The sequence below is a fragment of the Priestia sp. SIMBA_032 genome, assembly GCF_046535215.1.
Taxonomy (GTDB): domain Bacteria; phylum Bacillota; class Bacilli; order Bacillales; family Bacillaceae_H; genus Priestia; species Priestia aryabhattai.
In genome coordinates, this window is record NZ_JAWRXD010000766.1 from 1 (window position 1) to 268 (window position 268).

Consider the following 268-nt stretch of genomic DNA (forward strand, 5'->3'; position numbering starts at 1 on the left):
GTCACCGCGGTCGACGAGGTAGCTGACCGACCCCATGGTGTGACCGGGCGTCGGGAGGGTGCGGACGTCGATCCCGCCGAACCGGGCCGTCCGGTACTCCGGGACGGTGCCTGCGATCGGCACGGGGTCGAGCAGCGAGAAGCGGTCCTGCCGCAGGTTGTAGTCGTTGTACAGGGCCCGGGCGGACCACATCTCGTCGACGCGGGCGAACAGGTCCTGCTCCACCGGCGGCACGAAGATCGGGATGCCCGCCGCGACCGCCCGCGGG

At 72.0% G+C, this 268-nt stretch carries 1 protein-coding gene; it reads right to left on the reverse strand.

Features of this window, described 5'->3' with window-relative positions; translation table 11 throughout:
* On the reverse strand, nucleotides 1-268 hold a 268-nt coding region (locus tag SB717_RS36375), incomplete at both ends, for an MBL fold metallo-hydrolase (protein WP_410907886.1).